Consider the following 17,151-nt stretch of genomic DNA (forward strand, 5'->3'; position numbering starts at 1 on the left):
GTTCGATTTCAGCGGAAAACCGGCGCGCGCTTTTCCAGAAAGGCGCGCAGCCCCTCTTGCGCGTCGGGCGTGGTCTGGACCAGCGCGGCGCACAGGCTCTCGGTGAACAGCCCATCCGCGCGTGACATGTCGTTGATGCGCGACAGCGCCTGCACCATGAAGTAATTCGACATCGGCGCATTGCCGGCGATCTCGGCCGCCAGCTTGCGGGCCAGAGGCAGGGCCTCGCCCTCGGCCACGCTGTAATGCGCAAGGCCAAGGTTGAGCCCCTCGTCGGCGCTGTATTTGCGGCCGGTCAGCATCATCTCGACCATGCGGTCGGCGCCAAGGATGCGGCCCACCCGGACCGAGGCCCCGCCGCCCACGAAGATGCCGCGCCGCCCCTCGGGCAGCTGAAAGATCACCGAGGGTTCGGCAATGCGCACATGGGTCGAGGTGGCCAGTTCCAGCCCGCCGCCGATCACCGCGCCCTGCATGGCGGAAATGGTGACGATACCGCTGAACTGGATCATGTCCATGACCCGGTGCCAGTTGCGCGAATGATAGACGCCATCCTCTGCGGAACGGTCCACATGTTCGGACAGATCGAGACCCGAGCAGAAATGCCCGCCCGCCCCGGTCAGGATCACCACCCGCACATCCCTGGGCAGGCTGGCATAGGCGTTTTCCAGCGCGGCGATCAGGCCGTCGCTCATGGCGTTGCGCTTGTCGGTGCGGATCAGGGTGACGGTGGCGATCTGGCCGTCCAGTTCGGTCGTCAGGTATTTCGCGTGATCGGACATGTTTTCCTCCTTCGGGACGGTCATTTCGGGGCCAGGCGCACGGCGCTGTCGATACGGATCACCTCGCCGTTCAGCAGCGGGTTCTCGACGATCTGCTGCACCAGCATGGCGTATTCCTCGGGGCGGCCCATGCGCGACGGAAAGGGCAGCCCGGCTTCCAGCGAGGCCTTGGCCTCCGGTGGCAGGCCGGCGCTCATCGCGGTCTCGAAAAGACCCGGTGCGATGGTCATCACGCGGATGCCGAACCGGGCCAGTTCGCGCGCGGCGGGCAGGGTCAGCGAGGCGATGCCGCCCTTCGAGGCCGCATAGGCCGCCTGCCCGATCTGCCCGTCCTGCCAGGCGACGGATGCGGTGTTGACGATCACGCCCCGCGCGCCGTCATCGTCCAGCGGATCGGTCGCCGCCATGGCGCGGGCGGCATGGCTCAGCACGACATAGCTGCCGTAAAGGTTGATCTTCAGCGTCCGCTCGAACGCATCCAGCGACAGGCTGCCATCGCGCGGCAGGATGCGCGCGGCGGTGCCGATGCCGGCGCAGTTCACCACGATGCGCGGTGTGCCCAGATCCTGCATGACGCGGGCGAATGCGGCCTCGACCGCGGCGGCGTCGGACACGTCGGCCGCAACCGCCAGCCCGCCGATTTCGCCGGCCACGCGATCCGCGGCCTCTTGCGCCAGATCCATCACGGCCACGCGCGCACCGAGTGCCGCCAGCCGCCGCGCCGTTGCCTCGCCGAGACCGCTGCCGGCGCCGGTGACAAGGGCGATCTGTCCGGAAATATCCATCGAAAATTCCTTTCCTTACATGAAGCCGCGCAGCGCGAGCATCGCCGCGACCAGCGCCAGATCGGCCAGAATGAACGGCACGATGCCGGCAAAGACCTGTTCCAGCCGCACATAGTCGCGCGCGACCGAATGGATGACGAAGACATTCAATCCCACCGGCGGGGTGATCATCCCGATCTCAAGCAGCTTGGCGACCAGCAGGCCGAACCACAGCTTGTCGACCCCGTGCTGCGCCAGAATCGGCAGGAACAGAGGCAGCGTCAGCAGCAGCGCCCCGATCGGTTCCAGAAACATCCCCAGGATCAGGTAGATCACCACGATGGCCAGGAGCAGCGCGAAGGTGCCCAGGCCCAGCCCCTCGACGAATGCGCCCATCTGCATCGACAGGCCCGACATCGCCACCAGCCGCGTGAACAGGTTGGCGCCGATGGCGATGATGAACAGCGCGCCCCCGGACAGCAGCGTATCGACAAGGCTTTCCTTGAAGCCCTCCCATGTCAGCGAACGGCGCACCAGCCCGATCAGGATGGCCACGAAACTGCCGAAGGCGCCGGCCTCGGTGGCGGTGAAGAAGCCGCTGAACAGCCCGCCGAAGACCGCGACGATCAGCAGGAGCACCGGCCAGATTTCCAGCGTCTTGGACCAGCGGTCGCCCATCGTATAGGGCTCGGCCCGGGGCAGGCTGTCGGGGTCGCGCCACCAATAGACCAGCACCGCCGCGATATAGAAGGCCAGCGAGGCAAGGCCCACGAACAGCCCGCCAAGGAAAAGCTGGTTGATCGAGGTCTCGGCCTGGATGCCGAACAGGATCAGGATGATCGAGGGCGGGATCAGCGCGCCGATGGTGCCGCCGGCCGCGACCGCGCCGGTGGCGATGCGCAGATCGTACCCCTGACGCGCCATTTCCGGCACCGCGATGCGCCCGATGGCGGCCGAGCAGGCGACCGAGGACCCCGACACCGCCGCAAAGCCCGAGGCGCCGGCCAGCGAGGCAATGGCCAGCCCGCCGGGCAGCCAGCCCCACCAGACGCGGGCGGCCTCGAACAATCCGCGCGTCAGCCCCGAGTGATAGGCGATATAGCCCATCAGCAGGAACATCGGGATCGAGGACAGCGTCCAGCTGGCCGAGGTGGTATAGGGGATCGTGGACAGCATCGACAGCGCCGGCCGCAGCCCCGCGACCGCCCAGATGCCGATGAATGACACGCCGATCAGGCTGGCGGCGATGGGCACGCGCGCCGCGATCAGGGCCAGCAGCGCGACCAGCGCCAGAATGCCGATGGTGACGGGTTCCATCACGCGTCCTCCCGCATGGCGTCGACCTGATCCAGCGGGTCGTGATCGCCGTCACGGAACTGCCCGGTCAGGACCTCGATGATGCGGATCGCGATGACGATCAGCGCCAGGCCAAAGGAAAACGGCAGGATCCAGTAGCTGGGCCAGGTGATGAAGCGCATCGTGCCGGCCTCGATATAGGCGCCGCGATCCATCTGCCGCATCGCTTCGCCGAAAGATCCGTAAAGCAGCACCGCCAGGACCGCGCCAAAGACCAGGAAACCGAACAGCAACACGGCCTTCAGCGGCGCGCCGGTCAGTTTCTGGGTAAAGATGGTCGCCTCGATATGGCGGCGCTTCAGCTCGGTCAGGGCCAGCGGCAGCACGCTGACCGCGACCATGTAATATTTGCCGACAAGGTCCGGGGTGGCCGGAAATCCCGCGCCCAGAAAGGCGCGCATGAAGACGTCCACCACGACCTGAAGCATCATCAGGACCAGCACGAGGCCGCCCATGACCATGCTGAACCGCGCCACGGCGGTTTCAACCGGTTTCAACATCCGATCCTCCGGGGGAATTGCGGGGTGAGGTCGCGCGCGCAGGCATTCGGCGCGCGCGGGCTGGCGGTTACTGACCGTAGGTCGCGTAATCGACCTTGGACCAGATTTCCCGGTCGCGCAGGGCGGCCAGTTCATCGGGTGTGGTTTCGGGCGTGACCAGCCCTTCCCATTTCTCGATCAATTCCTTGTAGCGGTCCACCTTGGCCTGTGCGTCGGTGACTCCACGGCTTGCCAGAACCTCGGCCGCGCCGGCCAGACGCTCGGCGTTGAACTTGTCGCGGGCCTCGATCACCTCGGGGTCGGGGGTGATGAACTCGACCATGTTTTGATCCCTGACCTCGGCCACCTGACGGTCGAAACCGGCCAGCCCCTCGGCCAGCCCGTATTGCGCGGCAACGGCCAGCGCCTGACGGTCGGCCGTGTCCATCCGGTCCCAAAGCAGGCGGCTGGCGGTCATCACGGCGGCGCCGTTGAACACGCCCTGATCGATGACGGTGACATAGTCGATCACGTCGCCCAGCCGGTTCGCAATGATCTCGTGCGGGGAACTGAAGGTCGCGTCGATCACGCCCTGGCTCAGGCTTTCGAACAGCTCGCTCGATTGCATCTGCACCGCGACACCGCCCATCGCCTCGATATAGGCGGCGTAGAAGGGCGAGCCGCTGCGCACCTTGAGCCCCTTGAAATCGTCGAGCGCGCGCACCGGCCTGGTGGTCAGCAGCTGGTAAAGCGGCGTCGTGTCCGAGCCCAGATAGACCTGCCCGTTGCGGCTGAATTCGGCCTGGCAGGGTTCGCACCCCACCAGATATTCCGTCACCGCCGAGGAGACGACCTGCGGGCTTGACCCAAGCATGGACAGTTCCGACACCAGCGCGCTTTCGGGATATTCGGCGATGAAATAGGGCATCAGAAGCGGCCCGAAATCGGTCACGCCGTCGCGCAGCCCGGTCGACATCTCGTTCGGCGCCACCAGACCCGAGGGCGTGTCCTGCCCGGTCCAACGGCCGTCGGTCAGTTCCTCGAGCTTGGTGAACATGGTCGGGTAGAAATCGCGGGCGATGGCGTGGTTCGGCCCGAAGGCGCTGGTGGCGCGGATGGTGTCGGCCGAGGCCGCCACGGCCAGCGCGGAAATCGAACATGCGACAACGGTCGCGGCAATGCGCGTCTTCATGTGTTCCTCCCAAGGGTCAGGTCTGGGCCGGCTTCCTCTCCGGCCCGCAAGTGGTCGTCAGGTCGTCGTCTGGGGCGCCCCTGCGTCAAGCCGTTCCAGGACGGCCAGAAGATGGGCGCGGTCTTGCGGGTTCAGCCGGCCGATGACAGCGTCCTCGGCCTGCCGGACCTTTTCGGCGACGCTGTCGCGAAGACGGCGCCCCCGCAGCGTGGCCGTCAGCGCATAGCGCCGGCGGTCGGTTGGTACTCTCTCGCGGCCGATCAGGCCGCGCTGTTCCAGCTCGTCAATGATCACGACGAGGTTGGAACGCTCCATCTGCAGGACCGCCGCAAGCTCGGACTGCACGATTCCGGGGTTGTCTGCGATGATCGACAGGCAGGAAAAGCTGACCACGCGCAGGTTCTCGCCGGCGAGCACGCGCTGCGCCTGAGGCTGGATCTGCATATAGGCCCGCTTCAGCCGATACCCGATCAGCGTGCCGAGGACGGTATCCTCTACCTGCACGGGATCGTCCTGAAACTGATCATCAAGCTGCGCCATCGATTCCCCCCTTCTTCGTTCATAGTTACACCAGATAATAGTTATGCTCAATAACTATTATCTGGTGTGCGTATTTCGATGCTGTCCGGCGAAGCCCGCTCAGCGCGGCAGCATGAAGCCTTCGAAGAAACCGGCAAGCCAGGTCATCTCTGCCCTTCAGCTATGTCCTTCCGCTCCTGTTAAGGACGCCCAGCATGGCCGGAACGAGCACAAGCAGGATCAGGATGCGTGCAAAGTGGTGGAGAGCCACGAATGCCGGATCATATCCAAGCGCGAGTCCGATGGCAGCCATCGCCTCGACGCCGCCAGGTGCAAAGGCGATCCAGACCTCGCCGAGCGGCAGTCCGGTCAGCGCCGCGGTGGCGGCCGCGAATGCGAACGAAAGCAGGGTCGCCGACAGGACGACGGCGATACCGGCACGCAGCAGGCGCACGGTGTGGCCCTTGCGGATCAAGCGAAGCCGGGTGCCGAGTGCGCTTCCCGTCAGGAGGAACCCGACGGCAATTGCCCAACCGGGCGCAGCGCCCTCGGCCAGTCCGGCGACATGGGCGGCGCCCGAGACGATCATGCCCGCGAGAAGGCACGCGGCCGGCAGGCCGAGCCGGCCTCCGACGGCGCCGATGGCGTATCCCGCGAGCACGAGGCCGGCGAAGGTATATGGCTGCATCGTCTGGTGGACCGGAGCAATCGCCTCGATGAGGCCGAGCGCGAAGACGAGAAGGGGGACGGTCGTGACCATCATGAACAGGCGGACGAGCTGTAGCGCGGTCACGACGGTCACATCGCCACGGCCCTCAAGCGCGACGGCAACGGCATAGGACATGGTGCCGGGGCTGCTCGACAGAACGGCCGTGTCGGCATCGAAACCAAAAACGCGGCGGAGCATCGCCGCACCGACGGCGACCGTCGCGACCAGGGATGCCGCGAGCATTGCAAGGCTGATGCTCCAGTCCCGCGATTGGGCAAGAAGGTCGGCCTCGATACCGGCGCCGAGCGAGACGCCGATGATGACGAAGGCGATGTCGCGAAGCCGCGCCGGCAAGGCCACCGGTAGGCCTGCGCCTGCCGCGGCGGCAACGGCAAGGCAGCTGCCGATCAGGGCAGCTGCCGGGAGGCCGAGCATGGAGGCGGTCGCTGCGCCGGCGGCGCCGAGCGCCAGGGTTGCGCAGATCCGCAAGATCGGGCCAGCGGGAATAGGGCTGAACACGTGTGGGGCTTCCCTGTCTTGATGCGACGCAGGCGCCGCGAAAGGCCGCCGGCCGCCCGAGGCGGCCGGCGGTCCCTGATCATTCCTCGGCAGACACCGCTAAAGTGCTGCGGTTCCGACGCGACAGCCAGATCGGCAGGACAACGACGAGAAGCGCCAGAACGTAGAGCATGATGCTCTTGTAGTCAGCGACCAATATTCCCCAGTCGCCGCCCGAGATCGAGAGAGCGCGGCGCAGGTTGTTCTCGAACAGGCTGCCGAGGACGAAGCCGAGGATAACCGGCGCCAGCGAAAAGTCGAGCTTGCGCAGGAACCACCCGAAGACGCCGAGCCCGGTGATCAAGAGCAGGTCGAACGGGTTGCCGACGATCGAATAGATGCCGACGAAGGCGAGGATCGCGATCAGCGGCGTCAGGTAGTGCTGCGGGATCGTCAGGAGCCGCGCAAAGAGCCCGACCAGCGGCAGGTTGATGACCAGCAGCGCGACATTGCCGATATACATCGACGCGATCAGGCCCCAGGCGATCTCCGGCCGCTGCTCGAACATGAGCGGTCCGGGCTGGACGTTGAACATCAGGAGCGCGCCGAGCAGGATCGCGGTCGTGCCCGACCCCGGGATACCGAGCGTCAGCATCGGCACCATCGCGCCCCCCGCCGCGCCGTTGTTCGCGGCTTCGGGCGCAGCGAGGCCGCGGATGTCGCCAGTGCCGAACGTCCTGCCCTCCGGGTCGCAGAGGCGCTTTTCGGTACCGTAGGCCACCGCCGACGCCACCGAGGCGCCTGTTCCGGGCAGGACGCCGATGAAGAAGCCGATCAGCGACGAGCGCAGGATCGTCCACTTGGCCACGGCAAGGTCCTTGAAGCGCACGAAACTCTTGTCGACGGGCAGCGTCTTTAGCTGTCCTGTCACCTGCTGCTCGACGAGATGCAGGAGTTCCGCCATGCCGAAAAGGCCCACGACGACGACCAGGAAGTCAATTCCGGCGAGGATGTCCGGAATGCCGAACGTGTAGCGCTCGACGCCGGTGCTGGCGTCGATGCCGATTGTCGCGAGCATCAGGCCGATCAGGGCACCGAGCAGCGTCTTGACCGTGCTCTTGCCAACCAGCGAGGCGAGCGAGGCGAAGGCGAAGACCATGAGCGCGACATAGTCGGCCGGGGTGAACTCGACCGCGAATGCGGCGAGGAGCGACCCGAAGAACGACATCAGGATAACCGCGATGGTGCCGCCGATGAAGCTCGCCACCGCCGACAGCGACAAGGCCCGTCCGGCCTCGCCGCGCCTGGCCATCGGGTTGCCGTCCAGGGTGGTCATCACCGCGCCCGCGTCGCCGGGCACGTTGAGCAGAATCGACGAGATCCGCCCGCCATATTCGGCGCCGTAGTAGATGCCGGCGAGAAGAATCAGCGCGCTCTCCGGCGGAAAGCCGAGGCTGTAGGCGATCGGCAGCAGGATCGCGACGCCATTGATCGGGCCGATGCCCGGCAGCGCGCCGATCAGCGTTCCGGCGAAGCAGCCGAAGAGCACCAGCATGAGGTTGAAGGGGTCGAGGGCAACGGCAAAGCCGGTTCCGAGCCCCGCGAGGACTTCAGCCATCAGTTGGTCCCTCCCGTCGATGGTTCGGTTTGCGTTTCAGGCGCGCTGACGCCCCATTCTAGCTCGCCGAGAAAACCGCCCGGCAGGTTCAGGTCGAGCAGCATGACGCAGACGACATAACCGAGCAGTCCGGCCGCGGCCCCGAAGAGCAGCGCCCGGGCAGGTCTTGCGCCGAGCATGGCGCTGACCACTGCCGAGAACAGGAATGTCGAGATAATGAAGCCGAGCGGCTCGAAGAGCTCTGCGTAGGCGACCAGCAGGACAAGAATCGCGGCGAGGCGAAACCAGGTGGTACGGGCGACGTCTAGGCTGTCATTGTCGGGGCGCCAGAGAATGCCCAGGATGCAGCCGATGGCCACGACGGAGAGAAGCCGGGGCCAGCTCTCCGGGCCGAGGGGGTCGTACTGGAACGGTGCCTGGATGGCGGTGAACGCGATGAAGGCGTAGGCCAGCGTCACCAACAGCAGCACACCGGCAAAGATCCGGTCTGCCATGAAAGGTTCCTCCCTATATGTTGGGTTCGAGGCGGCGGGGCCAGGGCAGCAGGCCTCGCCGGAATGGCGTCAGCCCTGGATCAGGCCGGCCTCGGCGGCGAGATTGTGCAGCCGCTCGGCGCGCTCGCGGACCGAGGCCTCAAGCGCCTCGCCTGCCAGGTTGAGCGGCAGAACCCCGAGTTGCTGGACCGTCTGCGCCCAATGCTCCGTGCCATAGGCCTGCTCGAATGCTGCAACCCAGGCGTTGTAGTCCTCGTCCGACACATCCTTGCCCATGTAAAAGCCACGCAGGATGGTCCAGTCGACCTCGTAGCCTTGCTCGAATGTCGTCGGCAGGTCGGCATAGGGTTCAGGCAGGCGCTCGGGCGACATCACGCCCAGCACGCGGACGGTGCCTGCGTCGAGTTGCGAGGCAAGCTCGCCGACATCGCCGGTATAGACCTCGATCGACCCGCCGAGAAGCGCCGCCATCGCGTCGCCACCGCCGTCGAAGGCCACGTAGCGCAGCTTGCTGACGTCGCCGCCGACCACGTCGAGCAGGAGCGCCGCCTTGATCCAGTCCTGCGAGCCGACCGAGCCGCCGGCGCCAAGGACGACCTGCGACGGGTCCGCCTTGAGGTCGGCCATCAGCTGCTCGAGGTTTCCGTAGGGACTGTCGGCCTTCACGACAACGGCGCCGAAATCGGCACCGGCAGTCGCCACCCAGCGGGCGTCGTCGATGGTCCACGCGCCATACTTGCCGGTCACGACATTGAGGATCGAGCCGGTCGAGAAGGCGACGATGGCGCTAGGGTCGTCGGTGCGGGTCGTGTTGAACATGTTGTAAGCGACGGCGCCGATGCCGCCCGGCATGAATCTGACCTGCACCGGTTCCTTGAGAACCGGCTCGAGGCCGCCCTGGGCGATGCGGCAGGTCAGGTCGAAGCCGCCGCCCGGCTGCGCCGGTGCGACGCATTCGGGGCGGTCGATCTCCTGCGCGATCGCGGGTATGGCGAGGGCCGAGGCGACGGCGGCAGAAGTCATCAGTCGAGTGAAGCGCATGTAAGTCCTCCCTTGCATTTCCGGGACCGGGCGACGAGGCGCCGCTCCGATCAGCGAGGAAAGGTTAAGGCGTCACCCTGACGGCCATCTGTCGCCGTCTTGTCGGCGCGCTGACACCAGCCTGACACCAAGCTGACCTGCCCGCGGAGCGCGCCGCAAAGGCTTTTCCCGCGGCCCCGTCTCGCCTAAGATCTGCGGCATGCGGATGCTGCTGGTCGAAGACAATGACCATCTGGCCGAGACGATCCTCGATCGTCTCCGGGCCGAGAGCCATTCCGTTGACCGCGAGTCCAACGGGGAGGAGGCGAACGAGCTTCTGCGCTTCGCCAAGTTCGACATCGTGCTGCTTGATATCAACCTGCCGGGGCGCAGCGGCTTCGAGGTGCTGCGCTCGATGCGGGCGCGCGGCGACACGACGCCGGTGCTGATCCTCACCGCGCGCTCGCAAGTGGACGACCGAGTGATCGGGCTCGACGCCGGCGCCGACGACTACCTCGTCAAGCCGTTCGACTTCCGCGAGCTGACGGCCCGCTGTCGCGTCCTCGCCCGGCGCCGTGCAGGCACCGCGAGCAACGTCTTCGCGGTCGGCAGCCTCTCGTTCGACCGGGCCGCCAAGCGGGCGACCGTCGCCGGCGCCGACCTTGATCTCCGGGCGCGGGAGGTGCAGCTCCTCGAGATCATGATCGACAATCTCGGCCGGCTCCTCACCAAGGAGGAGATCGCCGACAAGCTCTACACCTTCAACGAGGCGCCGAGCCTGAACGCGGTCGAGCAACTCATCACGCGGCTGCGGCGCAAGCTCGACGGCACCCCGCTGGCGCTCAAGACCGCGCGGGGACTTGGCTACATGGCCTATGTCGATGAGTAGGCCCGAGGGCTACTCGCTCCAGAGGCGCCTGCTGCTGCTCATGGGCCTCGGCTTCGCGCTCCTGCTCCTGATCATCTCGCTGCTGCTCTGGAACTACGCCCGCACCGCAGCGAACCGCACATACGATCTGCTGCTCGCCGGGGCGGCGCTTTCGATCCTCGAGCGGGTGGCGCCCGGGCCGACCGGGCCGACCGTCGATCTTCCCTATTCCGCGATGGAGATTCTCGCGTTGGCGCCGCGCGAGCGAGTGGTCTACGGCGTGTCCTCTGTCGACGGAGCGCACGTCACCGGCGCCGCCGACCTGCCGGGGCCACCGCGCGACACAGACACGCCGGCCTTCTACGATGCCGATTACGCCGGCACGCCGTTCCGGTTCGTAAGCCAGGAACGGCAACTGAACCTGCCCGAGGGACGCGAGCGCATCGCGGTCCGTGTCGGTCACACCCGCGAGGCACGCAACGAGCAGCAGCTCTCGCTGTTCCTGAGCGGTCTCGCGGGTCTCGCCGCCGTCTCCGCCATCGGTCTTGGCTTCGTCTGGCTGGCGATCCGGCGCGCCCTCTCGCCGTTGCGGCAGATCGAGACGGACCTCCGGGCGCGCGACCCGAGCGACCTTTCGACCGTCGACGCCGTTCCACCGCACGAGATCCGCTCGCTTTTCGATTCGATCAACGGCTTTATCGACCGACTGCGCGCGAACCGGGCGTTGACAGAGACCTTCATCGCCGACGTCGCGCACCAGACGCGGACGTCGCTGTCGGCGCTGCACGGCCAGTTGTCCCTCGCCGCGGACGCGACTGCGCTCGACGAAATGCGGGCGCGGGTCGGCAAGGCCGAGGCGCAGGCGCAGCGGACGGTGCGGCTGACCAACCAGCTCTTGTCGCACGCAATGGTGATCCACCGCTCGGAGAATGCCGCATTGCACCCGGTGGCGCTGAAGCCGCTGGTCCGTGAGCAACTCGCCGAGATGCTGCGCGATAGCCGGATGCGGGACGTGGCGCTAACTTTCGACGACGACATCTCCGGGGACGGCGACGACGTCGTCCGAGCCGACGGGGTGTCGATCCGCGAGGCGCTGCGGAACCTCATCGAGAACGCAGTCCGGCATGGGCCGCCTGACAACAGTGTCGACATCAGCCTGCATCTCGAACCCGGCGACCGCATCGCGCTCGGCGTTTCCGATGCAGGACCCGGCATCCCGGAGGAACGAAGGCCGGAGGCCGTGGAGCGCTTCACTTCGCTCGCACGCAACACCGCCGGCTCCGGACTCGGCCTCGCCATCGTGCGAGCCGTCGCGGAAAGCCACGGTGCCGATCTGCGGCTCGAGACATCGAACGCGGGGGGGCTGCGGGTGGTCCTGTCCTTTCCGCTGGCTCGGCCGGCCGCGGACCGCTCCCGCCGCCGCGGGGCGCTCGTTCCGCTCGTCGTGGCAGGCTGTCTCGCGCTCGGCACAGAGGCCGACGCGCAAGGTCAGACGCTGACGATCTTCGGCGCAACCGATGCGCCGGCCATGCAGCGGCTGATCGCCGGATTCGCAGAAGAAAATCCCGGCATCGACGTGGAATACCGCGAGTTCCAGACTGTCGCGCTCCACAGTTACCTGCTGGAAGCAGCGCCGGATGAGCGTCCCGATGCCGTCATCAGCCCGGCAATGGATCTTCAGGTGGACCTGGTGAATCGCGGCCTCGCCCTTCGGCTCGATCTCCTCGAGGCCGATGGGCTTCCGGCCTGGGCGACGTGGCGCTCCGAACTTCTGGGCTTCACGTTCGAGCCGGCGGCGATCATCTATAACAAGCAGGCCTTCGCGGACATCCCCTTGCCCGCGACGCACCGGGAACTCGCCGACCTCATCCGCGAGCATGAGGACATGCTGCGCCGCCGGATCGGGAGCTATGACCTGCGCGAGTCCGGCATCGGCTTTCTCTACGCCACACAGGACCTGGTGCAGGGTGCGGAGGCGCAGCGCCTTGCCGAGGTGCTCGGCCGCGCCGGCGTCCGCACCTATTGCTGCACGTCGGAAATGGCAGCGGCGACAGCGGCGGGCGACCTGCTGCTCGCGATCAACGTCATCGGCCCCTATGCGCTCGACGCCGCCGAGCGCGACCCGAGGCTTGGTGTCCACTTCCTCGACGACTACAACCTCGTCATGACGCGCACCACCTTCGTGCCCGAGGGCGCATCCAGTCCGGAACTCGGCGCGCGGTTCATCGCGTTCCTGCTGTCCAGGAAGGGGCAGCGGCTGGTCGCGGAATCGCAGCTCCTGCCAATCCTGCCTGTCCCTGGGACGGAGAGCGAGCCGGTGGCCCGATTGCGCCAGCAGACCGGGACCTTCCTGCCGATACGTCTCGGCCCGGGCCTCCTGACCTATCTCGACGACCTCAAGCGCCAGCGCTTCCTCGAAAGCTGGGAAGCCGCCACCACCTACTATCCGCTCCCATAGACGGCCCGGGCCGGGTGACGTCGGGCCCGGGTCGGCGTGGCGTCAGGGACGAGGCGTACGCAACACTGCCTGCCAAAGATGGGTGGCCTTGCGCCCGAGTTGTGTGCGAGATAATGTTCGTTTGAGACACATGAACATTATCACGTCGCCGCCGTCGCGGTAGGCATTCGATTCTGGAGTCCTAATATGCCCGACTTTAGTTTTGGCGGACTTATTGATGCTCCTGGTCTGTTTACCTGGGTGTCAGGTGGCACAGATCCCGACGATACTATTGATGAGAGTTCGTCTGGCCTTCCCGAGGCAACTCTTGGTCAGATATATAGATATAATGGTGGAACCGCATACAGCATTACGATTTCTGAAAACCCCGGCGACACCGTTTTCGTTGAAGGCGACAGCACCCAGGATTTGGCAGAGCCCGCAACTATAAATGGAACATTGTATCCCACAGGCACCAATATTGTTCCTACCGGACAGATAGTCTTTACTGACGAGATTACCGGCCAAACCTACACCGTCTATATGGGAGCGGCAAATACGACGAGCTCCGGAACCGCGAGTAGTACAGATTTTTACATTTGGAAAGATGGGGTGGTCCCGACAGCTGGCACAGAATTGACGGTGACCGCTGTTTCACAACCCCTTCCTCTTTCTTATGGGCAATTGCCCCCACCGTGTTTCACTCGCGGGACCATGATCGAAACCCAGAGTGGATTGCGTCGGGTTGAAGAGCTATCTGTGGGAGACAAGGTGCTCACTAAAGCCAATGGGTATCAACCTATCCGCTGGATTGCATCGCGCGCACTGTCTGCGGCGACCCTCAGAGTAAATCCCAAACTCAGGCCGGTTCGAATAGCGCGTGGCGCACTCGGCAAGAATGTGCCCGAAGTGGACTTGCTGGTGTCGCCGCAACACAGGGTTAGTATTTCCACCACAGGTGTGGGAGAGAAAATTTACAGGAAAGACATACTTGTCCCTGCTTTGAAACTCGTTGGAATGGCGGGTGTTGAGGTGTTGGAATTAGAAGCCGGGGTGCATTACTTTCATATCCTGCTAGACGACCATAACCTGGTTCGCAGCAATGGTGCGTGGACAGAATCTTTGCTGCTTGGCGCAGAGTTCATCAAGGGGCTGTCGGAGGAAGGACGCCAGGAGATTAACGCCATTTTCCCCGGGTTGATTCACGGAGAAGGCTTTTATTACCCACCTGTGCTACCAATCGTTGAACGAAAGCGAGAGCTCCGGGAAATTTTTAAACGCTGCTCGAAAATTGCTTTGACTGGAGAACTGCGCTAGAAAGCGGAGGGCATTTGGTACCCCTCCCCGCGCCACCCTGAAGTTAACGATTTTTTGATCTCCTGCTTCGGCTTCGCCGATTTCTGGGTGCGGGGGCTTTGTTGACCGCACAAATCTGGGTTTGAGCGTGCTTGACCTGCTTCCAAGAATTTGGACCGTTTGAAGTGAAAAAGTTCTCGTAATGTCCCTGTCAGGCAAAGCGAGGAAGAGTGATGAAGACGTCCAGGTTCAGCGAGCAGCAGATCGCATTCATTCTGAAGCAGGCCGATGACGGAGTGAGCGTTGAGGAGGTTTGTCGAAAGGCCGGAGTTTCGCAGCAGACCTGTTACCGATGGCGCAAGCAATACGGTGGATTGATGCCATCGGAGGTCAAGCGCCTGAAAATGCTGGAAGATGAGAACAGCCGCCTGAAGCGTATGGTGGCGGATCTGTCATTGGACAAAACCATGCTGCAGGATGTTCTGACAAAAAAGCTGCGGCGCCTGCGAAGGCTCGGCAGTTGGTGGATCATGTGCAGGGCGTGTTCCAGGTCTCGATCAGGCGGGGCTGGGCGGTAACCGGACTGCAGAAAACGACCTGTTTCCACCGGGCACGCCGGCCGTCGCAGGCGGCGCTGAGAAAGCGGATTCGGGAAATCACCGAGACGCGTGTGAGGTATGACTGTCGCCGGATTCATATTCTGTTGAGGCGAGAGGGATGGGAGGTGAATGCCAAGCGCGTTTACCGCCTCCATGTCGAGGAAGGCTTGCAAATCAGAAATAGACGTCCGAAGCGCAAGGTTGCGGCGAAGCTCCGCAATGACCGCAAGCCGGCCGTCGCGCCGAATGATGTCTGGGCGATGGATTTTCTGTCCGATCAGTTCTTCGACGGCACGAAGATCCGGGTTCTGACCATTGTGGACACCTTCTCGAAGATCTCACCCGTCATCGACGTCCGGCCGAGATAAACCGGTGCCGATGTTGTCCGGACGCTGGAGGATGTGACGGGGGAATACGGCTTTCCCCGGTCCATCCGCGTCGGTCAGGAGCCGGAGTTCATCTCGAAGGGGCCCGATCTCTGGGCCTACATGAACGGAGCCATCCTGGACTTCAGCCGCCCCGGGAAGCCCACCGACAATGCCTTTGCCGAGGCTTTCAACAGCAAGGTCCGCGCCGAATGTATCGATCAGAACTGGTTCTTGTCGATCGACGATGCTCGGCCAAAACGTGAGGCGTTCCGCCACGAGCACAACAACGACCGACCACACAGCTCGATCGGCAACAAGCCCCCGGCCGAGTTCATGAAATCCATCGGGGCAACCTGCCACCAGGTAGCTTAGGTGTTCAGTCCCGGCATTTGATGGTGCGATCCTTTCTTCGGAATGGAAGGGTGCCCCATGGGACAGGTCCGTCACGGAAGCGCCACGACCACGCACGCTGTCCGAGCAGCAATGATGAGGGCCTGCCCGCCATCGGTCCAAGGGCTGGCCCGAATGACCGCAAGCTTCGCTTGCGCAGCTGAGCCGGGAACCGGGCATCAACCCCAGGACCGTTGCGAAGTGGCGCAAGCACGCCACGGTCGAGGATATGAAGACCGGATCGTCGGAGCCTCGGTCCACCGTCCTCAGCGAAGCCGAAGAGGCGATGGTCGTGGCGTTCCGGCCTCATGCGCTTCTGCCGTTGGACGACTGCCTTTATGCCCTGCAGCCCTCAATCCTTCACCTGACGCGATCTGCGCTTCACCGATGCCTGCCACGACAGGGCATCTCGCGCCTGCCTGATATGGAGGGCGGCAAGCCGGAGCGGTCGCAGTTCAAACGCGACCCCACAGGGGTCTTCCAAATTGATATCGCCGAGGTGCAAGCCGCTGAGGGCAAACCATATTTGTTCGTTGGAACCGACCGGACGAGCAGGTTCGCCGTGACCCGGCTCGTCGACAGGGCCGACAGGAAGACAGCCTGGGAATTCCTTCAGCACATGCCCGAAGCCGTGCCCTGCCGTCAGGCGCTTCCACTACGACAGTCAAGATCAGCTCCGAATACACCTCGGGGACTTCATGGCGGCATACAACTTCGCGCGCAGGCTCAAGACCCTCGGCGGTCTCACACCCTACGAATACATCTGCAAGATCCGGACTTCAGGGCCCGACAGATTCATCCTCAACCCGATCCACCAGATGCCGGGACTGAACAACTAGTCACCTCATGCGTCATTTCCGGACGTGTCGCAGAATTCGAGGGGCTTTTACTACCGCAGTGTATCGCGATATTGGCCGTGCCCTGGTCGAGAGGTTCCCGCATGGCCCATTTCTTCACTGCCGATACCCACTTCGCCGATGATCCGGTGCGGCGGTTCTTCGAGCGGCCCTTTGCCTCGTCCGATGCGATGGATGCCGCGATGATCGCCCGCGCCGGAGTGGTCGGCGCCGCAGACGATCTATGGATCATCGGCGATTTCGCCGCCTGCGAAACCGAGGCGGGACGCATGGCTGCGCAGGCGGCCTTCGCCGCGCTGCCTGGGCGGAAACATCTGGTGCGCGGCAACCACGATCCCGACTGGCTGGTGCGAACGCTGCCCTGGGCTTCGGTCCACGATCTGGTCGAGATTACCATAGGTGATCGGTGCTTCGTCCTGTGCCATTATCCGCTTGCCACCTGGAACGGCGCACGGGCGGGGGCGGTGCAGCTATTCGGCCATGTCCACACCCGCTGGCGCGGTGCCGAGGGGCAGGTCAATGTCGGTGTCGATCAATGGGATTTCTCCCCGGTCACACCGGATCGCGCGGAGTTGGAGGCCTTGATGCTGCCAAAGTCTCGTTTGCAGAAGATGGTTGAAGGAGCGGAGACGTAAAGAGACCGCCTGAGCCGCGGGCCGGCCAGTCGCGGATACTACACGACTGCACGGCCCACATATGTTCTCAGACATATCATTCCGATGCAATCTCGGGTTCAAGGACATGACTTGTCCACGGGACCAGTTCCAGCCTTCCGTGATGTTGATTTCCGCTGAGAATTGACCCGGTATTTTCACCGAGAACTGACCCCCCCTTGTTTATGTCTCGGCGGTCATGTTGTGGTCAATGCAGGGGTCTCCTTTCTCTTTTTCTTTGCGGCCTCTGAG

General features: G+C 64.4%; 14 protein-coding genes and 2 pseudogenes. 6 read left to right on the forward strand and 10 right to left on the reverse strand.

What is annotated here, in order from left to right:
* Positions 1-8: 8 nt before the first annotated feature.
* The 10 genes from IT41_RS13520 to IT41_RS13565 all read right to left on the reverse strand — a co-directional run bounded on the left by IT41_RS13520 (position 9) and on the right by IT41_RS13565 (position 9,452).
* Positions 9-782 (reverse strand): crotonase/enoyl-CoA hydratase family protein, encoded by a 774-nt coding sequence (locus IT41_RS13520; protein ID WP_036742323.1) that lies wholly within the window; start codon positions 780-782, stop codon positions 9-11.
* Positions 783-802: 20 nt separating this feature from the next.
* Positions 803-1,567 carry an SDR family NAD(P)-dependent oxidoreductase gene (locus IT41_RS13525; protein ID WP_036742268.1) on the reverse strand — a complete coding sequence of 255 codons (765 nt, stop codon included), beginning with the start codon at positions 1,565-1,567 and terminating at the stop codon, positions 803-805.
* A 15-nt stretch (positions 1,568-1,582) separates the two neighbouring features.
* The gene (locus IT41_RS13530; RefSeq protein ID WP_036742270.1) at positions 1,583-2,863 is read right to left on the reverse strand and encodes a TRAP transporter large permease; all 1,281 of its coding nucleotides are present in this window, start codon (positions 2,861-2,863) and stop codon (positions 1,583-1,585) included.
* Complete coding sequence (locus IT41_RS13535) at positions 2,863-3,402, reverse strand: TRAP transporter small permease (RefSeq protein WP_036742272.1); 540 nt, start codon at positions 3,400-3,402, stop codon at positions 2,863-2,865. Before IT41_RS13535 ends, IT41_RS13530 begins: the two co-directional genes overlap by 1 nt.
* 67 nt (positions 3,403-3,469) lie before the next feature.
* Complete coding sequence (locus tag IT41_RS13540) at positions 3,470-4,573, reverse strand: C4-dicarboxylate TRAP transporter substrate-binding protein (RefSeq protein WP_036742274.1); 1,104 nt, start codon at positions 4,571-4,573, stop codon at positions 3,470-3,472.
* A 57-nt stretch (positions 4,574-4,630) separates the two neighbouring features.
* On the reverse strand, positions 4,631-5,113 hold the full coding sequence (locus tag IT41_RS13545) for a MarR family winged helix-turn-helix transcriptional regulator (protein ID WP_036742275.1): 483 nt from the start codon (positions 5,111-5,113) through the stop codon (positions 4,631-4,633).
* Positions 5,114-5,273: 160 nt separating this feature from the next.
* Positions 5,274-6,320, reverse strand: a complete 1,047-nt coding sequence (locus IT41_RS13550) for an AbrB family transcriptional regulator (protein ID WP_231564748.1) — start codon at positions 6,318-6,320, stop codon at positions 5,274-5,276.
* Between the two features lie 79 nt (positions 6,321-6,399).
* Entirely contained in the window at positions 6,400-7,917 is a 1,518-nt protein-coding gene (locus IT41_RS13555) for a tripartite tricarboxylate transporter permease (RefSeq protein ID WP_036742276.1), read from the reverse strand.
* A complete protein-coding gene (locus IT41_RS13560; protein WP_036742279.1) occupies positions 7,917-8,411 on the reverse strand; it encodes a tripartite tricarboxylate transporter TctB family protein in 495 nt (164 codons plus the stop codon). The genes IT41_RS13555 and IT41_RS13560 overlap by 1 nt, the downstream gene beginning before the upstream one ends.
* A 69-nt stretch (positions 8,412-8,480) precedes the next feature.
* Complete coding sequence (locus tag IT41_RS13565) at positions 8,481-9,452, reverse strand: Bug family tripartite tricarboxylate transporter substrate binding protein (protein ID WP_036742282.1); 972 nt, start codon at positions 9,450-9,452, stop codon at positions 8,481-8,483.
* Between the two features lie 199 nt (positions 9,453-9,651).
* Here IT41_RS13565 and IT41_RS13570 point away from each other — a divergent pair, with 199 nt between their 5' ends.
* The 6 genes and pseudogenes from IT41_RS13570 (at position 9,652) to IT41_RS13600 (ending at position 16,881) form a co-directional block, all read left to right on the forward strand.
* Entirely contained in the window at positions 9,652-10,320 is a 669-nt protein-coding gene (locus IT41_RS13570; RefSeq protein WP_036742286.1) for a response regulator transcription factor, read from the forward strand.
* Positions 10,313-12,757 carry a sensor histidine kinase gene (locus tag IT41_RS13575; protein ID WP_231564749.1) on the forward strand — a complete coding sequence of 815 codons (2,445 nt, stop codon included), beginning with the start codon at positions 10,313-10,315 and terminating at the stop codon, positions 12,755-12,757. The genes IT41_RS13570 and IT41_RS13575 overlap by 8 nt, the downstream gene beginning before the upstream one ends.
* Before the next feature lie 186 nt (positions 12,758-12,943).
* Positions 12,944-14,053: a Hint domain-containing protein gene (locus IT41_RS20045; RefSeq protein ID WP_081967563.1), complete on the forward strand. Its 1,110-nt coding sequence runs from the start codon at positions 12,944-12,946 to the stop codon at positions 14,051-14,053.
* A 212-nt stretch (positions 14,054-14,265) separates the two neighbouring features.
* Positions 14,266-15,371, forward strand: a pseudogene (locus IT41_RS13590) (IS3 family transposase).
* Positions 15,372-15,428: 57 nt separating this feature from the next.
* A pseudogene (locus IT41_RS13595) lies at positions 15,429-16,228 on the forward strand (transposase family protein).
* A gap of 101 nt (positions 16,229-16,329) precedes the next feature.
* Positions 16,330-16,881, forward strand: coding sequence for a hypothetical protein (locus IT41_RS13600; protein ID WP_052081551.1), 552 nt, complete (start codon positions 16,330-16,332; stop codon positions 16,879-16,881).
* Positions 16,882-17,151: the final 270 nt, after the last annotated feature.

It is taken from the genome of Paracoccus halophilus (assembly GCF_000763905.1).
GTDB classification, from domain to species: domain Bacteria; phylum Pseudomonadota; class Alphaproteobacteria; order Rhodobacterales; family Rhodobacteraceae; genus Paracoccus; species Paracoccus halophilus.